Genomic DNA, 20,075 nt, shown 5'->3' with positions numbered 1-20,075 from the left:
GAAAATTATCAGGGGGCGGTCACAAGGTTCGTAAGCACGGTATCCAAGGATTGTTCTAACCGATGGAACCCCCGCTCTTCCTTCTCTCGTTCAAATAAATTCACATATTTGCGATACAAAGCTGGCTTGGGTGGAAATTGGTTACAATAGTGAACAATTCGGTATAATGCATATATCCGCATCGGCACGAACCCTGACATCTCAAGCACCTGAAGTGCCTCATCCAACAGTTGCTCGGCTTCACGCCAAGACTGGCGCCGCAGAAACCACAAGCCCCTTGCAACTTTATAACTGCCGATCTCACGCAAATAAGGTTTCTCCAGCAAAAGCGCTTCAATGTCTGTTGCCATCCGTTCTATTACGTGATCTTCTGTTCCCATCCACAAGTGTGCAAGCATTTCTGAGGTCGCCGTAATAGGAATGAAACTCTCATACCCCGGCTCTTTGATCACTTCATATGTTAGCTTTAGTCGTTCCAATGCTTTTTCCGGTTGCCCAGCCAGTATGTACAAATCCAGAATATTAAGGATCTCCACTTCTCGATGCTGAGGCGGCAAAAGAATCTTTTTCTCAAGGACTAACTCGCAGAACTCTAGTTTTTTCTTAGGATCACCCAATAGAACATAACAGATTAATAAGGAATAAAACCGTTCCTCTATCCCCACCTCGGTTGTGTTCAGCAGCCAATCCAAATCTCCCTGTACAAAATGAATATAGATCGAATAAAACGGATCCATCGCATACCCCAAAACATCCTGTTGGCGTGCGAGGATTAACATCGAGCGACCTTGGCCATATAGGTGATATTTCTTGAATACTTCCCGCATCGTCTTTTGCATCTCTAAGTCATATGTAGTCGGATTGGCCATAGCAGCTGAGGGCTCCTGCATAGTCAGACTATAACCAAATCCCCGAACAGTCTTAATATCTAAGTCTTGAAGCTTGCCTAGCTTTTTACGAAGCCGATAAATATGATCATCTACCGTTCGCTCTACCGGATATTCAAGCGGCCATACTTTATCCAATAGTTGTTCTCGACTGAATGTACGCCCTCTATTTTTGTACAAGAACTGAAAAAGCGTAAATTCTTTTGGGAATAATTCTATCGTTATCCCTTCTGCGGTCACTTTATATTCACTTTCATTTAATTCCAGCTGCATGATAGAACCTCACTTTCCCCGAACCCGCTCATTGGTTTCATTATAACAGTCCGTCCAAGGCCTACTCCACCTCAAAAAAGAACATACAAAAAGAGCAACCCACAGATTCCTCTGCATGATTGCTCTCTCCTCTTCTAACCCATGCCACTTACCCAGCCATATTGTTAAAAGAATCCTGTTCACTAAATACGGATATGTGATCTACTGTACCGGTCGAGCTTGGAATAATAAATTTCAGCTGGTATTGGTCATTGGCTTGATAGGTGTAAATCTTATCCTCTCCGTTCACTTTGGTATCGTCAGGCTTACCGAGTGTTGCCTCAATTTGCTTCAGCGTCAGCTTTTGCAGCGCGGAATCACTTGAACGAACATCGAAGATTAAACTTCCTTTATTAAATCCAAACACGACATGTTTGTCAGTATAGGTTGCATAAATACCTTTTCCCGCTGACTCCTGTTGATCAGGTTTGCCCCAATCCGCTTCGACCTCATCAATGAGTCCGGTATGAGCGGCATATTTTACACCAGGCACCTTCCCTTTTTTGGCAAGCTCGAGTAACTCTTTAAGCTGTTTGTCGCTATTTTGTGAATTTGAGCTGGTTGAATCTTTATCAGTCTCCGTAGGGGAGGAAGTCGCTGCTGGTGCAGTTTCTGGTGCAGTTTCTGGTGCAGTTGCTGCTGGGGTGCTTGCTGGGCTCACTTCCGGCTCAGAGGTTGCTGTTACAGCCGTTTCTGTTGGCGCCGTTGCCTGGGATTCTGAATTCCCCGCCTCATTGTTCGAACTGCATCCAGCAAGCCCAATCATTCCTGTGAGTAGAATAGAGCCTGCTATTAATTTTATCTGTACTGACATGATGTCATCTCCTTAGTGGATTACCTTAAAGTCGACTTGCAAAAAATGAAACTGAACATACAGACGAGGTGAAAATCAAATAGTTGCAGGATAGCGGCAATTTTTCTGGCTAACCCTCTTTTACCCATATCTACAAATATAAATTCATACACACTCTATTTTTCTACATAAAACCCTTTTTTTCGACACCTAACTCAAGTAAGTTTCTCTTTTAAAATCTCCACATAACTCCATTTAACTATAAACTCGTGAACTCATAAGCTCATAAACTAATGAACCATATGACCTTAGACGTCATTCCCTGCCTCGAAGGTTTCATTGCAGAACGTACAATAGAAAGGAGATCATCCTGCTTAAAAAGCAATCCATTGCATTCTGTGCAATAGATTCCAACAGTAAACCCATATCCGGCGTTCCTGCGTCCTTCTGAGTACACGAACTGTAATCGCGACATTTGTTGAAGAATTTTCCATTCAAACGCAACCTTAATCCTCCAAGCCGCATCTTATTAGTAAAGGGAGGGGAGCTGCATCTGAATATTATAGAGAGAATTGTGGCAAAAGATGAGTCAGCTCTCCGCCTGTTAATGGACGAATATGGAGATATGCTGCTGCGAACCGCTTCTTTACTGCTCAAAGATAGACAAAGTGCCGAAGAAGCGGTACAAGATACTTTTATTCAAGCTTATGCCAAAATGAGTCAGTTACAGGAGCCGGACCGGCTGAAGGCATGGCTGATACGGATAGTGGTCAATCGCTGTCGCATGAGGCAACGGACTTGGAGCTGGCGTAATATTTTCCCGGCGGGAGGGTCAGAGCTGCAAACTAACGAAGATGCTGACTTCACAGCCGGAGCGGAAGAGCTTTTTATGGTGGAATGGCATAATGTCAGGCTCGCCGAGTCCATGAGAAATCTTGATTATCTATACCGGGAATGTCTGACTTTATATTACTTTCATGAAATGAATATCCGGGAAATTTCCGAGCAATTAAATACTTCTGAAAATACGATCAAATCCAGACTCGCCAGAGGCCGGACGCTCTTAAAAAAGATTTTGGTGAAGGAGGGACATTTCTTATGAATACAGAACGCGATGTGGTCAAAAAGCAGCTGGATGAAGAATTAAAGAACCTCCAGTTCACTGGACACGACCGGGTCATTAAGCAGACTCACCCTCCAACCTTTGGAGCCCGTTTATTGGCGCTGTGGAATAAAGAAATTGAGATCCCTGTCAAACCTATAGGTGCGATCGGTGCCATAATTCTAATCGTTTCGCTGACCCTGCATCAGCCAGAGATTAAACAGCAGCCACAACAAAATACCCCGCAACGTGTAAACCGAGAACTAATCGAAGCTGGAGGCAATACGTATTGGAAGGATATCTACGAGCAGGCGGTGAAAAAACATGAGAATTAAGATAAAAATCAAACATCTGGTGTTATTCGTGTTGCTCCCTGCCTCCCTGCTTATTCTTCTGTTTAACTTCTTACCTTCACAGAGGCAGATAGATCAGAGCACAGCTATTCAATCTAACATAGCTAGAACTGATCTTCTGCAAAAGCTGGCATCCACAACCGGGAGTAAACGTATGGAGCTAATCCGCACAAACATCCTTGATAAGGATCACAGCTATGATCCCTACAGATATGACGTTAATGTCAGTCCTTCGATGAGCCAGTGGAGTAATGATGAAACCCAGCGTTCCGGTTTATTACCGGAGGACATAGTACCTTTACTTGAGGAATATATCCTTGAGGGGCCTTCGGATAATACACGTATATTTGCGGCTAAGCAGTTAGCTTATGAATATGATGCTCTTGGCCGAAAGGAAGATGGAGATCAAGCGCTAATCACCGCAGCGAAACCGTTAAACAGCAGCTCCTCTGTAGCTAAACAGCTGGAGCTCCTTCGAGCGGAGCGGGCCCTAAATAGTGGCGATATAACAACCGCTGAAACAATTCTTGAACAAACCCCCTTTCCATCCGAGTCTCAGGAAGAGCTAAACGCACAAAAAGCATGGCTTACCGGGCGTTTACTCTTTACAAAAGGCAAAGCACAGGAAGCACTTGCCGTAGTAAACGATGGCTTGGAGAGCTACAAAAAATTCTGGCAGGATATTCATAAACAAATGAACGCTGCCACCAGCAGTTCGAACGAAGGCTCCAGAGACAATACAGGATCAGCAGCAGCACCAGAAGCTGGGACATCGGATACTGAAAGACAGCTGGAATCGCTTCGAACCGCAATTCAGTCTGCTATAGATATGGGAAATACTTCAACTGCTGTCGTCTCTGGTACCCTTACAAGAAGCGATGGCACCCCAGTTCCGCGGGCTGGTATTTTTCTCCGCGCTGAAAGCGAAGTTAACCATAGCATCACTTCTGCTGAACCCTACCGAATCGTCACAGATACTGAAGGACGTTTCGAATTTCACGGTGTGATTCCGGGCTTTTATCAGTTACAGCTTGGACTTGGCTATGATCAGATCGACGGCTGGACTTGGCCAGTACAATATGACGATTGGATTGAAGTTAAACCAGATGACAGGTTGAATGAGAGCATAGTTCTACAACCTCTGCTTGAGCTGCAGTCTCCCATTAATCAGGAAACCCTAACAGGCAAGACCATAGATTTCCGCTGGAAAGCTGTTGAAGGTGCAGCTTACTATCGTTTAAGCGGTGGCGGGGAGGGGGCCGTGTTGGGCGTACAAATTCGGGATCGTATTGTAGATAACCATATCTCCATTCCTGTAGAAGAACTTTACGATGGCGGCGGTTTTTCCTATGGCAGCAGTGGAGATGGCTGGGAATCTATTGATCCCCTCTCCCTTCTCGGATTTATGAATCCCGAAGTGCGCTTTTCTTGGAATATTGAAGCCTTAGATGCAGATGGACGCCTGATTACCCGCAGTAATGGCTACAGATTGAACGAAGACACCGTCGGCAATATGCCGTTCTTTTATCTCAAGGAAAGAGAGCTTACTACGGCTGACCAACTACTACTGGATAAAAAAACGGATCAGGCACTAGAAATGTACCAAAAAAATATTGCCGATGACCCACAGGATGTTCATGCCCTGCACATGCTAGTAAAGTTGATGCTGGCAAAATCATCCCTCACAAAGGATACAACATTAGAAGATAAGGCGATTCCTTTACTCGAAAAGCTAATACAACTACAGCCTTCTACTAATTACGCCTTCACATTATCGCAGTACTATTTTGACCATGCGGACTGGAAGTCGTATAACGAATATTATTCCTACTACAACGAACTAAACCGACCTAATACTAACGGTTATGTACTTTCTATTAACGCCACAGCACTCATGCAACAAGGGAAGCTGGAAGAAGCTCGTAAACAATTCGCGATCGCCCTAAAGTATGATGATAGCCATCGTTTTATTGGCAGCTTTTTGGCGGCAGAATTATACGCTGGTGAATCACTCTCTTCGGTAATGACACTTGCTGAGCGTTATCCTGAACTCAGCTTTGGTCATAGTGGGTATCGCTGGCCACGAATGATTAAACAACTGTTAGCGGAACAAAAGAATCAACCTAAAGTCTTTGACCAAGAGTTAAAAGAGAAGCTTGAATGGTACGTGAACGGTCAGACGGATGTGCTGAAGCAATGGATTGCAAGTGCCAAACCCTCTGCTCTGAAGACCTTTATGCAGGAGGTTTTAGAGGTACGCTAATTCATTAAAATAAACAAAAATCCGGTCCCGCTCGACAAATTCGAGCATGGACCGGATTTTTAATTACGCGTAGTCTTTTATTTAGATTTAGCTTCCATCATATAATTCTGGAAATCCGTGATACTTGGGTTAGACATATAGTGGCCACCCTCTACTTCAATCGTTTGGCCTGTGATGAATTTGGATTCATCCGATGCCAGGAACAAAACCGTATTGCCGATATCATCAGCTTCACCGTGATAAGGAAGCGCGTTGAATTTTTGGAAAATATCCAATACCGCTGGCGGCATATTTCTTGCAGCGGCAGGTGTTAGGATCAGCCCTGGTGCCACCCCGTTACAACGGATTTTGTCTTTACCATATTGTGTAGCGATGTAACGAGTAAGGTTCACAACAGCTGCCTTAGAGGAGCCATAAGCAGTACGCAATGAATCCCCTGCGAATGCTGACATCGAAGCTGTGTTAATGATCGAGCCTCCGCCCGCTTTAATCATATGAGGAATAGCAAACCGGCTGCCTAACAGAACACTTTTGGTATTTACGTTCATCAGGCGATCCCACTCTTCCAAATCTATATTGACCACATCAAGGTCTTTTTGCAGATTAGTTAGACCTACATTATTAAACAATATTGTGATGGTGCCATACTGAGCAACTGTGAAGTCAACAGCTTCCTTGATCGAATCCGCTTGGGAGGCATCTAAGAAAAGACCTTCAGCTTCTCCGCCTTCATTTTTAATCTTAGATGCTGCTTCTTTGGCTGCTTCCACATTAAAATCGGCAATAACAACCTTTGCTCCTTCTCTAGCTAATAGAGTGGCAGCTGATAAGCCAATACCTGAAGCGCCTCCAGTTACTAATGCAACTTTACCTTGAACTCTTCCCATGTTCATACCCCTTTATAATGTTATTGTGCTTCTAAGATGACTTGGTTTATGTTTCAGAGCTATCAAAGCTCGTTAACAACTTCTCATAGATTTTCAAGAATTGCTGCAGTTCCTCCTCATTGAGCTTTTGGAACATTTCAGCTCTTAGCTCCTGTCCCTTAAGCTGTGCTTCCTTCAAAACGTCTTTTCCTTTGTCCGTGATAGATAGAAGTACATTCCGTCGATCATCTTCGTTATATTTTCGCTCGGCCATCTCCTGCTTAATTAGTCGATTAGCAATGTTAGTCATTGCTCCCGGCGTATATCCTAGTCTCTTAGCCAAAATAGTCTGCTTCAAGGGGCCTTTTTTATTCAATTCGCCCAAGACTAGAACTGGAGATATCCCAATATTGTGATCAAATGCGTTCATCCATCGGACAATAACTTCATTCGTAAATAATTCAACTGCATGTATTAGCTTAAAAATATCTGGATTTTCCAAGAGGTTCTCCTTTGGCATTCATGATGATCGGCTGCTTATAGAAGTATTTTAACACTAAAATATTTAATAGTAAAATATCTAATATTAAAAAAAAGAATGCTTGGTGAAAAGCATTCTTCAAATTGCGGATTTCTCAACAACATAAGTGCCAGCCAGCAAATCGTGAATCGCACGTTTACGGCGATGTAATCCAACCAACAAGTAATCCACCAGCATGATTGGACCCAGGACTTGAGTGAGGTCAAAAGCCAAATCCGACCATAAGGATAATTTGGCGGAAATAACGGTAAAGTCATAGCTGCTGACCACAATTACCATTGAAAGAATCATACTAATCATTCGGAAAACATTTCGAATCAGAGCTTCCTTCACTGTAGGGTAATTCCCTTGCTCATTGACAATTTTTATTTTTAAAATCAGCTTCCCTGGAGTTCCGCCAAATCTAACGATCATAAAGATATCAAATGCGATAAACAAAATGTACTCCAGGATAATAGGTATCTCCGAGTGTAATGAAACAGCTAATGAATTGAGTATCAAGTATACGATAACCCCAGGTATTCCAATGACCAAGAAATCAAGAATGGAAGCCAGCACTCTTTTCCAAAAGCCTATAAAATTCTCCTGATCCAAATGCTCGGGTAGAATGTTATCCATGTAAGCACTCCTCTCTCTATCATTTACTTTGTCGCTCAATCCCTATTTAACAATCCCTTCCTCAGATGCTCTTGGATAATGGACTCCAGCTCTTTGTTATTTTTCACAATTACCCGTTTATCAGACAGAGTATCCGTTAACTCTATAATCCTATGTGCGGCCTCATGATCATATCCACGGTTCCATTCAAAAATCATCACATACAGATTCTTAAATGACTGCTTGTAATTCGCTTGCTCTAAACCCAGTCTTGTTTTTATAAACCTTGTAAACACTCTCAAATCCCTGATCACTTTATTAGGATTCAAAATAACGATTAAGTCAGCAGCTTTAAAACTCTCTTGTCCCCATTTGTAATGTGCGCCTTCCAGAATCCATGAGGGTTTATCAAGGATTTCCTCCAACTGAGCATCCCTTGCTTCAACTGAAAAGCGCAAATTCTCGGCACTTCTGTCCCATACCAAGTTGTCAGTCTCGTAATACTCTACACCGTATTTTCTAGATAACTCCCGGGCGATATAGGATTTGCCGCTGCCGCAAGCTCCAATGATTCTAATCTTCATAAGCTCAGCCTAGCCCTATCGGCAGGATTATTAGTCCTATAGAAATTACGGTGATTATTCTTGTGGTGAGGAGCGTTAGCTTTTTATTTTTCTCTGATTTATACCAGCCCTTAAACTGAAAATGATTCCGGTACAGCATAAAAAATAACAATAAATTCCCGAGTCCCATACTCCAGTTATACACGGGCTGACCAAATATCAATTGATAAATCAATCTTTCTGCCCAACCCAAAACTAACAAAGTCAGCACAAGCAATATACACAAGCGAAGTAATTCCAATATAAAAGAGCCCAATTTCAGCAATTCTGCAATCATCCTCTCAAGGTTTCTTTATCGCTAAAAAAATCCACATTCCTCCAAATTATACACCTTACACCTTACGACTCCTACCTAAAAACACAACCTGCCCAAGATAAATTTATCCTGAGCAAGGTTGTGTTTTTTATCAGCTTAGGAGGATGCGGGTTTCCCCTCGCCCCTTAGTTCCTGTATTTGTCGCTGCAAATTAACGATTTCCGCCACTAGCGCTGCATTCTTCGCCTCAGAATCCACACTGCTACTCTGAATCAGCTGATTCAGACGCAGCTGCAGGAGGGCAAGGTCATCCTCCCGAGCCTGTTCTATACCAGTAAGCAGACGGGTTCTGTCTTTTGCGAAGTATTCAGCATACGTTCCTTGAAAAAACTTTGGTGCCTGAGACGGCTCTAATATCACCAAGCGATTAGCCACTTTAGAGTGAAGATAACGGTCATGCGAGACCATTACTAACCCGCCGGGATACACCATAAGTGCCTCTTCTACTCGTTCCCTAGTATCAATGTCCAGATAATTAGTGGGTTCATCTAAGACCAATAGATTTGCTTTTCCAAAATACAACTTGAGGAAAGCCACACGGCATTTCTCCCCCAGACTCAAATCCCCAATCCGTTTAAATACATCGTCCCGCGTAAATAAAAAGCAACCCAGAATCGTCCGCGCCTCCGTCTGGGTCATTCCCGGCAGTTCAAGCAAGCTATCCAGAATCGTAGAGTTCATTTCTAAGTTATCTAGCTCTTGTGCAAAATAACCGATTGTCGTCCGTGGATGCAGCCGCACTTCACCTTTTGTAGGCTTATTGATCCCTGCAATCAATTTCAGCAGCGTAGACTTTCCAACACCATTAGGACCCAGAATAGACAGTCGGTCTCCCCGGTTTAGCGACAAACTGAAATCCCTAAGAAAAGGCGCACTCCCCTGATAGGCAAACTCTATCTCACGGAGTGTCAGTAAAGAATCTGCCAGAAACTCTTCGCTTTCCAGCTTCATCTTCAGCTTGCCAGTCTCATGGGGCAATTCTACACGGTTTTTATTTAACCGTTCCAGCGCAGCTTCCTTGGCATGGAAACGAGACACATTTTTCTTGGATTTCGAACGCAGAAAATCATTTTGTCCGGCAGCACGATGCGCTTGCTGGAACCATTCTGCATACCGCCTAATGCTCTCCAGCAGCTTCTCCTTTTCTTGCTCCTGCTTTTTATATTGTCCCTCCAATGTTCTCAGCTCTATAGTCTTCTGCTCCCGGTATTGTGTATATCCACCCGAATAACGCCGGCATCCCTCCGGACTAAGCTCCAGCACAGACGTCGCAGTTCGATCGATAAATGTACGATCATGCGATACATAAAACACGGTTCCAGGGTAGTTGCACACCCAATGCTCCAACCACTCCATCGTTTCTCCATCTATGTGATTGGTCGGTTCATCCAGAATCAATAGCTTGGGCTGCCGGGCTAATAAAGCTGCCAATTGCACCCGTGTCTTTTGCCCTCCACTAAGTGAGGCGTATGGCAAATCCCAGACTGCATGTTCAAGCTTGAGCTGCTTTAGACTTTTTTCCGCTTTGACCTCCCAGCCATATCCATCGAGCTGCAAGTAACGATCGTACACCTCTGTATATTCAGCCAATTCAGTTTCGTTATCAGCATTCTGCTCCTGCAGTCTCTGACTGAGGGCTTCGAGCTGGCGTTTTAATTCAGGCAGCTGTGCTGACCCTGAAAGAACGTAGTCCAATGCGGTTACTTCCCCCGGTACCTCAAGCTGTTGATCGAGCACACCCCATTCTTCAGATGGTAAACCATGATAGATACTTCCCTCTTCAAAAGTAAGCCGACCGATCAGCCCCTTAAGCAGTGTGGTTTTGCCAATCCCGTTTCGTCCGAATAAAAGCACGCGCTCTCCCTCTGCTATCTCAAAGGATACCTCCTTAAATAAAGGGATCCCATTCCATTCCTTACGTAAATTCTTCACTTTAATTATAGTCATCTTTCATTCCTCCGATTTCATTGCAAATAAAAAACCGCAGCCAACGGTCTGCGGTCGAATAGCGTATGAAGGGGGAATGTGCCCAGACATGGATAGACTACGGCCGTGTTCACCTGCTGGATGCAGAGTAAACCAACACAATAGATAGAACTATCCATATAAAAGCATCGTAAGACCCCCGACCGACACACGTATCCCTGACCGTTATCACCCTGCGCGGGTGCTCCGTGACTTGTGCATATGCACTTCACAAACTTTATGGTCTGTTTCAGGAAACGTGTTAGTTATTCATCAGTCGGTGGCCCTCCGTAATTGTCCGTATTTTAGAATAAGTACAGTATATAACAATTTAAATCAGAAATAAAAGGCCAAGAACAATTATAACTTAATCTTTACCACCTGAGTCTGCGCATTCCACTGCACCTGAACAGCAAATAAATCAGGTAGGATACTCAGCGGAATTAGTAATCGGTTATTTTCATTGCGTGACGGTAAAATCGTAATGGATTTCCCATTCACAATAGCCTTATTGGATAATGGCTTATGTGTCACCGTACGATTGCCGATCGTAATTATCAGTGCTCCTGTCCCCGATTCACTCTGCAAAGTACCACCCAGTAAGGCCACGGATTCTCTCAGCGGAACAAACACACGGGAATTTTCCAATATAAAAGGATCCTTCAGCTTTGTTGTCGTCCCATTGATCTCAAAAGTCCCCGCAAACTTATTACTTCCCACAGAGTACCCGTTTTTAGTTGCAATATTCTCCATAGCCAGTGTGCTCGTTGTAATGATAACTCGAGTATTCTTGGCTACTTTTGGATACAGCCAATGAATATCATCATTATGCATTCGAATACAACCGGCGCTAACATACTTCCCTATCGATGACTCATTATTATTGCCGTGAATCGCATACGTCGTGCCATAGGTACCGTTCACTTCCAGCCCCAGCCAGCGGTCGCCAAGCGGATTGGCCGGATCCCCACCGGGAATTTTCTCTTTGTAGTAGGGTCTGTTTTTTACCTTAACCACCATTTTGAAGCTACCTTCTGGCGTCAGTTCCTTCGACTTTCCTGTGGCAACCGGAAAAGTCTTCACCAGCTTGCCGTCACTGAAATACGCGAGTTTGTTTGTTTTTTTGTTCACGATGATCAGATCTGAGCCAGCAGCTTCCACCCTTCCAACTCCTGTAAAGCAAGCAGCGAACAAAAGTCCAAATACTAGCATCAGTTTAATGTTCCGCTGTAAAAAAGTTTGAAACCGGCCTCCCGAAAAGCATAAGTTCATCTTGCTCCACCTCCGTTATATAAAGACGAAATCATTTCAAATATGTTGCGTACCAGCCTGTACCTATTCTTTTCAACTCGTCCACTCCCGCTTGACGCAGAGATTGCAATACTGTAACCAGTGAATGCACGACAAAAAAGCCGAACTTTAGATACGCAAAGATCAGCTAGCGCATAAGCGCATAAGTCGCGGACTCCAGAGCCCCTATTTGCAACTATTGCGCTGTTTTGGGATGTTATCGGACTCCAGCGCAGTTATTTGCTCAAAACACCTCGAATTCCTTGCTCTTTACGACCAATAACGTCTCTCGGGTCCGAAACTCGCTCCATAAACCCTAAAACACGCGAATAGCTGCATCTGAGTCCGTTAGCACAGTTATCTACTCCCACACCCCACCACGCTTCTAACGCTCTAACACCAAACTAACTACGTTTTTACCATCGAAGATCAGCTAGCGTATTAGTCGCGGACCCCAGAGACCCTATTTGCATCTATTTCGCTGTTTCGGGATGCTATCGGACTCCAGTGCAGTTATTTGCTCAAATACCCTCGAATTCCTTGCTCTTCGGGACCAATAAGGTCTCTCGGGTCCGAAACTCGCTCCAAAAACCCTAAAACACGCGAATAGCTGCATCTAAGTCCGTTAGCACAGTTACCTACCACATCTCTACCACATCTCCACCACGCTCCTGACGCTCCAGCCCCAAACTAACTGCGCTGCACATTTGCCCGTATCCCATTCTCCCGAAGCTCCACGCACCAGCCCCCAAACTAACTACGGTTTTACACCATCGAAGATTAGCTAGCGCATCAGCGCATAAGTCGCGGACTCCAGAGACCCTATTTGCAGCAAATTCGCTGTTTTGAGATGCTATCGGACTCCAGCGCAGTTATTTGCTCAAAAACCCTCGAATTCCTTGCTCTTCGGGACCAATAAGGTCTCTCGGGTCCGAAACTCGCTCCAAAAACCCTAAAACACGCGAATAGCTGCATCTGAGTCCGTTAGCACAGTTACCTACCACATCTCTACCACATCTCTACCACATCTCCACCATGCTCCTGACGCTCCAGCCCCAAACTAACTGCGCTGCACATTTGCCCGTATCCCATTCTCCCGAAGCTCAACGCACCAGCCCCCAAACTAACTACGGTTTTACCATCGCAGATCAGCTAGCGTATTAGTTGCGGACTCCAGAGACCCTATTTGCAACAAATCCGCTGTTTTGAGATGCTATCGGACTCCAGCGCAGTTATTTGCTCAAAACACCTCGAATTTCTTGCTTTTCAGGACCAATAAGGTCTCTCGGGTCCGAAACTTGCTCAAAAAGGCCTAAAACACGCGAATAGCTGCATCTGAGTCCTTTGGCAAACCAGTTAGTTTCAGGTTGGTTTTTAGTTGGTTTTTAGTTGGTTTCCAGTACATTTCTGATTAGTTTCTAGTTCGTTTCTTATTAGCTACTACTCGTCCCTACCTCCTCCCTATCTCTTTGTCAGCTCGTTTCTACTCCCTTCCGTTCTTCCTTCCGCTCTTCCGCTCTTCCCTCCCGCTCTCCCTCCATCCCCATTACACGCAAAAAAAAGCCTTGATTCTCTAAATAGAGAATCAAGGCTTTCTAATTCGACCTTACACCCACCACATACCCTGAGGCTGGTCATGAATAAGAATGGATTGCAAATTGGTTACTGCACGTTGGAAGCCTTCGTCAACCGTCATAAGAGGGTCTTCGTGCTCGATACTCACCACGTAATCATAACCGTAAGTGCGCAGCGCGCTCATGATATCTGACCACTCAGATATGCTGTGACCGCAACCAACGGAGCGGAAGGTCCATGCGCGGGTCTGCACATCGCCATAAGGTTGCATATCGGTCAGACCATACATATTGATGTTGTCCTGATCCAAGTAAGTATCCTTGGCATGGAAATGGTGAATCGCGCCAGCTTTACCGAGAATCTTGATGGCACCTACAGGATCAATACCTTGCCACCACAGATGGCTCGGATCCAGATTAGCTCCGATAGCATCGCAGGTTGCTTCTCTAAGCTTCAAAATCGTGTAAGGGGTATGGCACAGGAAGCCGCCATGCAGCTCGATACCGATCTTAACGCCATGCTCCTCGGCCAGCTTGCCGATTTCCTTCCAGTAAGGGATCAGCTTATGTTCCCACTGCCAGGTTTTGATGTCGCTGTACACGGTAGGCCAAGGTGTGACTGGCCAGTTCGGTGCTTTTGCCTCATCGCTGTCCCCAGCCGTTCCCGAAAAAGTGTTCACGACCTTAACACCCATGAGTGAAGCCAGCTTGATCGATTTACGGAGAATTTCATCCCCGGCGCGGGCTTCTTCTTTATCTGGTGAAATCGGGTTATTATGGCAACTGAAGGCACTGATCATAATGCCACGTTTCGTGAACTTTTCCAAATATTCTTGTCGTGCTGACTCGCTGGCAAGCAGCTCATCTGTCGGACAGTGAGCATTGCCGGGATTACCGCCCGAGCCGATTTCTACCGCATTCAAACCTGCGGCGGCGATTTTATCTAACATCTCGTCAAGACTCAAGCTTCCAAATACAGGATCAAATACGCCTAATTTCATTTATACGACCACCTTTTCTTTGATAGGCTCTAAGGCTTCAGAATGTCCGTAAACCGGATAGTCACGTTTCGTTGGTGCACACCAGTTCACGCCATTGATGATAACTTTTTGAATATCCTTGTTGTAATAGGTTGGATAAGATTCATGACCAGGCTGGAAATAAAAGATCTTCCCGCTGCCTCTACGGTAGGTCGATCCGCTTGGGAAGACGTTGCCGCCTTCGAACCAGCCGACAAATACAAGACTCTCTGGTGCTGGCACATCAAAATGCGCACCGTACATTTCCTCTTGCTCCAAGTCGATGTATTCACCAATGCCCTCAGCAATCGGGTGACTTGGGTCCATGACCCACAGACGCTCCTTCTCCTCAGCTTCACGCCATTTCAGATCGCAGCTGGTGCCCATTAATTTCATAAAGATTTTGGACATATGGCCCGAATGAAGCACTACAAGTCCCATACCTTGCAGCACTCGCGCATGTACACGATTTACAATCTCATCACTTACTTCATGATGGGCGATATGTCCCCACCAGATCAGTACATCCGTGTTATCCAATACCTCTTGCGTCAGTCCGTGCTCTGGTTCATCCAGCGTAGCTGTCTGAGTGTCCAGTCCTGCCTCTTGAAGAAAACTTGCCAGTTGTCCATGAATACCTTGCGGATAGACCTTAAGAATTCTTTCTTCCTGACGTTCATGACGGAATTCATTCCATACGGTTACTCTTGTCACTTGCGACACGCTCCTAGTTCATATTTATCTATGACCATCGAACTTGCTTGATTATTCAAAAAACACAGGCATTCCAGTTTCAGAGGATTTATAAATAGCCTCCAAGATGCGAGTCACAACCAACGCCTGCTCCGGCTTCACTACAGGCTCGGTGTCATTTACAATGCTGTCAATCCACTGAGCTGCCTCTATCACCGCAGGATCATCTCCTGCACCATCATAAAAGTCGACGCCACCGGCATCCAGACCGATATGCTTTTCAAAGGTTTTACCGTAGGCTTCTCCGTTAATGCGCAGACCCTTCTCCATATCTGCTCCGCCTTCAGTCCCACAAAGTACCGTTTTGGCCTCACCGACATCGAGTGTATTCAGTGCCCAGCTTGCTTCTAAGACGATGGTAGCCCCATTCTCCATAGTGATGAATCCAATGGCGGAATCCTCCACTGTAAACTTCTCAGGATCCCACGGGCCCCATGCATTCGCAGCATTTTTACGACCGGACAGCTTATGATAAGCGTTGCCCACGACATATTTAGGTTTGTAATTATCCATCATCCACAGGGTCAAATCGAGCGCATGGGTGCCGATATCAATCAACGGACCGCCGCCTTGCGCTTCTTCATCCAAAAATACACCCCAAGTTGGGACCGCGCGACGACGGATAGCCTTAGCTCTGGCGTAATAGATCTCACCAAGCTCATTATTCTCACATACCGCATGCAGATAAGCTGAATCTGGTCTGAAACGGTTCTGATAACCGATGGTCAGCTTTTTCCCAGTTCGCTCTGAGGCCTCGATCATCGCTTGTGCTTCTGCCGTGGTTTTAGCCATCGGCTTCTCACACATTACGTGTTTGCCTGCTTCCATAGCCGCAATGGAAATCTCCGCATGGGAAATGTTCGGCGTACATACATGAATCACATCTATACTTGCATCGTTAAGAAGCTCTTTATAATCTGTGTAAACTACGGACTGCTCATCTCCAAACTCCGCTTTTGCCTTCTCGGCACGTTCAGCGACGATATCACAAAAAGCAACCATTCGCGCACCTTCTACTTTTTTTAACGCGGGCATGTGCTTGCCGTTCGCAATACCTCCGCAGCCGATAATTCCTACTGTTAAAGTCATTCTGGTCTAACCTCCACTTATTCCTGTTTTGATATCTCTATCATACAAAGCTGAGGAAGGGCTTTCTTCCTGTAATCTTGCTGTATTATTCCCGAATATTGTCTTGTGGTATTTCAGCGGGGATATCCCCGTTGCTTCCTTGAAAAAATGATGGAAGGTCTTCACGCTGCCAAACCCGGCTGCTTCTGCCACGGCAGACATCGGCAGATCTTCATTGATCAAGATCCATTTGGCTTTGTTAAGCCGGTATTCGTTTAAGAATGCGATAAAGGTCATGCCCGTGTTTTTCTTGAACAATTTGGTAAAATAATAAGGACTAAAACCCATATAATTAGCTACCTCATTCAGTGAAATAGCCTCCTGATAATGCTGCTCCACATAAATAAAAATCCGCTCTAGTCTCTCCAGTGTTTCTCTGGATTGATTCAGTGTATCTTCTGAGAACTTAGGCTGTTTATTGATCGGACTTTTCGGTACCTCACGTAAAATAACGGTCAGCAGTTCAAATAATCTAGCCTTGATTAGAAAAACATACCCTTCTCTTCGCTGTACATCTTCCTCGTAAATACTCTCAATCAGCCCTTTGACCTTCGCGGCAGTTGCCACGGGCCATCTAGAACTGGAATACTCCATAAGCGTAAAGACCTCACGAAGTGAGTAGTCATTACCGTTCAAAGCGGCTACTTCTTGAAACAAATTCAGGTCAAATTGAATCACTACCCGTTCACTCTCAGGGGAAGAGAGAAAATAATGCACATCCCCACCATTGATAAACTGGACTTCGCCCTGCTCCATGTGAATAGGGGTATCGTTAATTCCCAGATTCAGGCTTCCTTTGGTAACATAGATAATTTCAATTTCTTTATGCCAATGCGGATAACACAACGTATCACCATTGCAGAGTAAACTGCGGTAAGGAAAGTGCTTATCCACATCCGGAATCTCGAGATAAATATTCATAAATGCAACTCCTTATCCGAGTAAATCATTATAACCAGGGCTTGCATGCCATATTTAAAAATTTTACGTAAGCGTTTACTCTCTAAATGTTAGACCTCCAATATTCTTTTGTCAATTCCGATATTTCTAAGTAAATTTTTGGTATATACATTGGTTTCATTCCTATTAAAAGATTACTGCTCTTGCGTAGTTTTGATCATTTTTTTATTTTTTAAGTACAGTTGACAAAAGCGCCTACCAGCATTTATATTCGGGGTAAGCGTTTACGTTCTCTTCTTTCATAACTTACTCTCATCAGCGTAAGCGTTTAATTCAAGGATAACCGTAGTTTAAGGAGCTCATAGGAATGAACCCAACGATTAAAGATGTTGCACAGAAAGCGAACGTTTCCATTGCCACAGTCTCTCGCGTGCTAAACAATTTAAGTGGGTATTCGGACAAAACGAAACAAAAGGTAAATGAGGCGATCAAAGAAATTGGTTATCAACCCAATGCGATTGCCCGGGGTCTAATCAATAAGCGTACACAAACCATTGGTGTTATGTTCCCTAGTGTTTCTGGTGCTTTCTCTTCCGATCTGCTCAAAGGTATTGAAGAATTGGCCAATGACCGGAACTACAGTGTGATGGTATGCAATACCGATCAGGACGGTAAAAGAACGTTGAAGTACTTACAGCTCCTGAGAGAGAAACAGGTTGATGGCATTATTTTTTCTAGTGAAGTCCTTAAGAAAGAATATTACGATGTGCTCGAAACCATGAGGATCCCCGTTGTATTGGTCTCTTCCCAAACAGAATTCGCCAAGGTCCCTTATGTGAAAGTAGATGATTATCGAGCAGCTTTTGACGCTATCCTCTACTTAATTTCAAAAGGTCACCGCAAAATAGCCATGATTAGTGGAAACCCTAGCGATCTTATCGCTGGTGCGCCAAGAGCAGAAGGTTATAAGCATGCGCTTGAAGCAAATGGTATTCCTTTTGACAGCCGCTATCTTGCTTACGGAGATTTTTTGTATGAGAGCGGAAGTATAGCTATGGAGACTCTTTTGGAGCAAGCGCCTGATGTGACTGCCGTTTTTGCTGCTAGTGATGAAATGGCGATTGGTGCCCTCTCTACCGTTATCAAAAATGGTCTAAGCGTGCCCGAGGATATCTCCATTATGGGATATGACGATCTTGGATTAGCCAAAATGGTTATTCCGCCTTTAACAACAGTACGCCAACCGCTGTACGATATTGGAAAGATCGCCGTGGAGAAGCTCATTCAGATGATTGAAACAGGCGAGTCTGTCAACAGCCAGATTGTCGATCACACAATTGTGGAAAGACAAACGGTAAGATCGCTTACCTAAGTCTTTTTATCAATATTACGTAAACGTTTACTGTTCACTTTATTGCATACCCGTCGCTTAGAAGAACACGAACATCATTTAAGTTTGCCGTCAACGTAAACGTTTACTCTTATCAAATTCACCATAATACCAACACATTATTAGGAGGATTTATCATGAAAAAAACAATCAAACCCGTAATGGTTAGTCTACTGGCTATGTCCGTGCTTAGCGCCTGCGGTAGCAATAGTGGTAACAATGCGGCTGACAACACATCTAGCGGCGGGAACTCCTCCGGTGACAAGGTAAAAATCGAGTTTTTCCAAAATAAGACCGAAGCCAAAGCCACCTTCGACAAGCTGGTTGCGAAATTTAATGAAGCCAATCCGAACATCGTAGTCACTCAAGTGAACCCACCGGATGCCGAAACAGTGCTGAAGACTCGTGCAGCTAAAAAAGACATCCCTGACGTAGTGGGTATAGGAGCCACTGACACCTACAAAACATTATCCGGAAGTGGTCTGTTTGAAGACTTCTCTAGTGATCCACTTGCTGAAAATATCCAGCCTGCTTATGTTCAAATGCTGAAAGACCTGACGGGTTCGAGCGAGCTGAATGGTCTTCCATTCTCTTCGAACGCAAGTGGTGTCATTTACAATAAAGCGATGTTCACTGAAGCCGGCGTTACCGTGCCAACCACTTGGGATGAGTTCATTGCCGTCGCTCAAAAGTTCAAGGACAGCGGTAAAAATGCTTTTTACCTGACCCTTAAGGATTCCTGGACAACCCTTACGCCGTTCAACTCCCTCTCTACAATCATTAAAGGCAATGATTTCTTCAAGCAACGTACTGAAGGTACTGTGACTTTCGCAGACAGCTTCACCGAAATTGCTGAAAAGCTGCTTAAGCTGACGGAGTTCGGTCAAAAAGATATTTTTGGAAAAGGCTACAATGACGGCAACACAGCTTTCGCTAAAGGTGAATCTGCAATGTATCTGCAAGGGGTATGGGCGATTCCAGAAATCGTGAAGGCTAATCCATCCATTGAGCTTGGTGTATTCCCTTTCCCAGCGACAAATGATGCTGCTAACAATAAGGTCATTTCTGGCGTAGACACATTGTTGACTATCTCTAAGAGCACTAAACATAAAGAAGAAGCTAAAAAATTCGTTGAATTCCTGCTCCAGCCTGAGAATGTCAGCCTCTACATTAACGAGCAAAAAGCATTCCCAGCTGTGCAAGGTGTAACACAAGATGATCCAACAATGGACGGCTTCAAAGCAGCATTTACCTCAGGTAACTTGGCCGACTTTGCGGACCACTACATCCCAAGTGCAATGAAAGTGGATACCATCAATCAAGCCTTCCTACAAAAGAAAGATGTTGATGCGTACCTGAAACAGCTTGATAAAGAATGGGATAAGGTAGCTGACCGGAAATAA

General features: G+C 44.5%; 18 protein-coding genes. 5 read left to right on the top strand and 13 right to left on the bottom strand.

Translation table 11 applies throughout. From position 1 onward, the window contains the following. Nucleotides 1-8: 8 nt before the first annotated feature. Both MHH89_RS27520 and MHH89_RS27515 read right to left on the bottom strand, forming a co-directional pair. Nucleotides 9-1,160: a winged helix-turn-helix domain-containing protein gene (locus tag MHH89_RS27520; RefSeq protein WP_076220633.1), complete on the bottom strand. Its 1,152-nt coding sequence runs from the start codon at nt 1,158-1,160 to the stop codon at nt 9-11. 148 nt (nt 1,161-1,308) lie between these two features. Beyond that, complete coding sequence (locus MHH89_RS27515; RefSeq protein ID WP_341088596.1) at nt 1,309-2,013, bottom strand: YjgB family protein; 705 nt, start codon at nt 2,011-2,013, stop codon at nt 1,309-1,311. 553 nt (nt 2,014-2,566) lie between these two features. Here MHH89_RS27515 and MHH89_RS27510 point away from each other — a divergent pair. From MHH89_RS27510 to MHH89_RS27500, 3 genes are read left to right on the top strand one after another with little or no spacing between them, the layout of a single operon-like run. Next, nucleotides 2,567-3,094 carry an RNA polymerase sigma factor gene (locus MHH89_RS27510; protein WP_340977339.1) on the top strand — a complete coding sequence of 176 codons (528 nt, stop codon included), beginning with the start codon at nt 2,567-2,569 and terminating at the stop codon, nt 3,092-3,094. After that, entirely contained in the window at nt 3,091-3,429 is a 339-nt protein-coding gene (locus MHH89_RS27505; protein WP_341088595.1) for a hypothetical protein, read from the top strand. Before MHH89_RS27510 ends, MHH89_RS27505 begins: the two co-directional genes overlap by 4 nt. Further along, nucleotides 3,419-5,710: a carboxypeptidase-like regulatory domain-containing protein gene (locus MHH89_RS27500; protein WP_341088594.1), complete on the top strand. Its 2,292-nt coding sequence runs from the start codon at nt 3,419-3,421 to the stop codon at nt 5,708-5,710. The genes MHH89_RS27505 and MHH89_RS27500 overlap by 11 nt, the downstream gene beginning before the upstream one ends. A gap of 77 nt (nt 5,711-5,787) precedes the next feature. Here the strand turns inward: MHH89_RS27500 and MHH89_RS27495 are convergent, their stop codons facing one another. From MHH89_RS27495 to MHH89_RS27445, 11 genes are all read right to left on the bottom strand, one after another. Further along, the gene (locus tag MHH89_RS27495) at nt 5,788-6,597 is read right to left on the bottom strand and encodes an SDR family NAD(P)-dependent oxidoreductase (RefSeq protein WP_076129551.1); all 810 of its coding nucleotides are present in this window, start codon (nt 6,595-6,597) and stop codon (nt 5,788-5,790) included. 46 nt (nt 6,598-6,643) lie between these two features. Then, a complete protein-coding gene (locus MHH89_RS27490) occupies nt 6,644-7,078 on the bottom strand; it encodes a MarR family winged helix-turn-helix transcriptional regulator (RefSeq protein ID WP_076129552.1) in 435 nt (144 codons plus the stop codon). A 117-nt stretch (nt 7,079-7,195) separates the two neighbouring features. Next, a complete protein-coding gene (locus MHH89_RS27485; protein ID WP_341088593.1) occupies nt 7,196-7,735 on the bottom strand; it encodes an RDD family protein in 540 nt (179 codons plus the stop codon). Between the two features lie 35 nt (nt 7,736-7,770). Further along, nucleotides 7,771-8,298 (bottom strand): hypothetical protein, encoded by a 528-nt coding sequence (locus MHH89_RS27480; RefSeq protein ID WP_076129554.1) that lies wholly within the window; start codon nt 8,296-8,298, stop codon nt 7,771-7,773. A 4-nt stretch (nt 8,299-8,302) separates the two neighbouring features. Further along, on the bottom strand, nt 8,303-8,602 hold the full coding sequence (locus MHH89_RS27475) for a hypothetical protein (RefSeq protein ID WP_341088592.1): 300 nt from the start codon (nt 8,600-8,602) through the stop codon (nt 8,303-8,305). 147 nt (nt 8,603-8,749) lie between these two features. Beyond that, entirely contained in the window at nt 8,750-10,600 is a 1,851-nt protein-coding gene (gene abc-f / locus MHH89_RS27470; RefSeq protein ID WP_341088591.1) for a ribosomal protection-like ABC-F family protein, read from the bottom strand. Between the two features lie 378 nt (nt 10,601-10,978). After that, nucleotides 10,979-11,890: a L,D-transpeptidase family protein gene (locus MHH89_RS27465; protein WP_341088590.1), complete on the bottom strand. Its 912-nt coding sequence runs from the start codon at nt 11,888-11,890 to the stop codon at nt 10,979-10,981. 1,624 nt (nt 11,891-13,514) lie between these two features. After that, nucleotides 13,515-14,483 (bottom strand): sugar phosphate isomerase/epimerase family protein, encoded by a 969-nt coding sequence (locus tag MHH89_RS27460; protein WP_036680409.1) that lies wholly within the window; start codon nt 14,481-14,483, stop codon nt 13,515-13,517. Beyond that, entirely contained in the window at nt 14,484-15,215 is a 732-nt protein-coding gene (locus MHH89_RS27455) for a ThuA domain-containing protein (RefSeq protein ID WP_038569006.1), read from the bottom strand. It lies immediately after the preceding gene. 51 nt (nt 15,216-15,266) lie between these two features. Beyond that, the gene (locus tag MHH89_RS27450) at nt 15,267-16,343 is read right to left on the bottom strand and encodes a Gfo/Idh/MocA family protein (protein WP_076129559.1); all 1,077 of its coding nucleotides are present in this window, start codon (nt 16,341-16,343) and stop codon (nt 15,267-15,269) included. 6 nt (nt 16,344-16,349) lie between these two features. After that, nucleotides 16,350-17,303, bottom strand: coding sequence for an AraC family transcriptional regulator (locus MHH89_RS27445; protein ID WP_076137707.1), 954 nt, complete (start codon nt 17,301-17,303; stop codon nt 16,350-16,352). Between the two features lie 346 nt (nt 17,304-17,649). Between MHH89_RS27445 and MHH89_RS27440 the strand changes: the two genes are divergently transcribed. Continuing rightward, nucleotides 17,650-18,654 carry a LacI family DNA-binding transcriptional regulator gene (locus MHH89_RS27440; protein ID WP_036680403.1) on the top strand — a complete coding sequence of 335 codons (1,005 nt, stop codon included), beginning with the start codon at nt 17,650-17,652 and terminating at the stop codon, nt 18,652-18,654. Between the two features lie 155 nt (nt 18,655-18,809). After that, nucleotides 18,810-20,075, top strand: coding sequence for an ABC transporter substrate-binding protein (locus tag MHH89_RS27435; RefSeq protein ID WP_076129561.1), 1,266 nt, complete (start codon nt 18,810-18,812; stop codon nt 20,073-20,075).

Origin of the sequence: Paenibacillus sp. FSL H7-0323 (assembly GCF_038002725.1) — a bacterium.
In the GTDB taxonomy this organism is placed as follows: Bacteria; Bacillota; Bacilli; order Paenibacillales; family Paenibacillaceae; genus Paenibacillus_AQ; species Paenibacillus_AQ odorifer.
Note: the sequence above shows the minus strand (reverse complement) of the source record. Positions and strands in the feature narration are given on the sequence as shown.

Coding starts and splice junctions, on each gene's coding strand:
- MHH89_RS27520 (WP_076220633.1), bottom strand. CDS start 1,160: ATGCAGCTGGAATTAAATGAAAGTGAATATAAAGTGACCGCAGAAGGG.
- MHH89_RS27515 (WP_341088596.1), bottom strand. CDS start 2,013: ATGTCAGTACAGATAAAATTAATAGCAGGCTCTATTCTACTCACAGGA.
- MHH89_RS27505 (WP_341088595.1), top strand. CDS start 3,091: ATGAATACAGAACGCGATGTGGTCAAAAAGCAGCTGGATGAAGAATTA.
- MHH89_RS27500 (WP_341088594.1), top strand. CDS start 3,419: ATGAGAATTAAGATAAAAATCAAACATCTGGTGTTATTCGTGTTGCTC.
- MHH89_RS27495 (WP_076129551.1), bottom strand. CDS start 6,597: ATGGGAAGAGTTCAAGGTAAAGTTGCATTAGTAACTGGAGGCGCTTCA.
- MHH89_RS27485 (WP_341088593.1), bottom strand. CDS start 7,735: ATGGATAACATTCTACCCGAGCATTTGGATCAGGAGAATTTTATAGGC.
- MHH89_RS27480 (WP_076129554.1), bottom strand. CDS start 8,298: ATGAAGATTAGAATCATTGGAGCTTGCGGCAGCGGCAAATCCTATATC.
- abc-f (WP_341088591.1), bottom strand. CDS start 10,600: ATGACTATAATTAAAGTGAAGAATTTACGTAAGGAATGGAATGGGATC.
- MHH89_RS27465 (WP_341088590.1), bottom strand. CDS start 11,890: ATGAACTTATGCTTTTCGGGAGGCCGGTTTCAAACTTTTTTACAGCGG.
- MHH89_RS27460 (WP_036680409.1), bottom strand. CDS start 14,483: ATGAAATTAGGCGTATTTGATCCTGTATTTGGAAGCTTGAGTCTTGAC.
- MHH89_RS27450 (WP_076129559.1), bottom strand. CDS start 16,343: ATGACTTTAACAGTAGGAATTATCGGCTGCGGAGGTATTGCGAACGGC.
- MHH89_RS27445 (WP_076137707.1), bottom strand. CDS start 17,303: ATGAATATTTATCTCGAGATTCCGGATGTGGATAAGCACTTTCCTTAC.
- MHH89_RS27440 (WP_036680403.1), top strand. CDS start 17,650: ATGAACCCAACGATTAAAGATGTTGCACAGAAAGCGAACGTTTCCATT.
- MHH89_RS27435 (WP_076129561.1), top strand. CDS start 18,810: ATGAAAAAAACAATCAAACCCGTAATGGTTAGTCTACTGGCTATGTCC.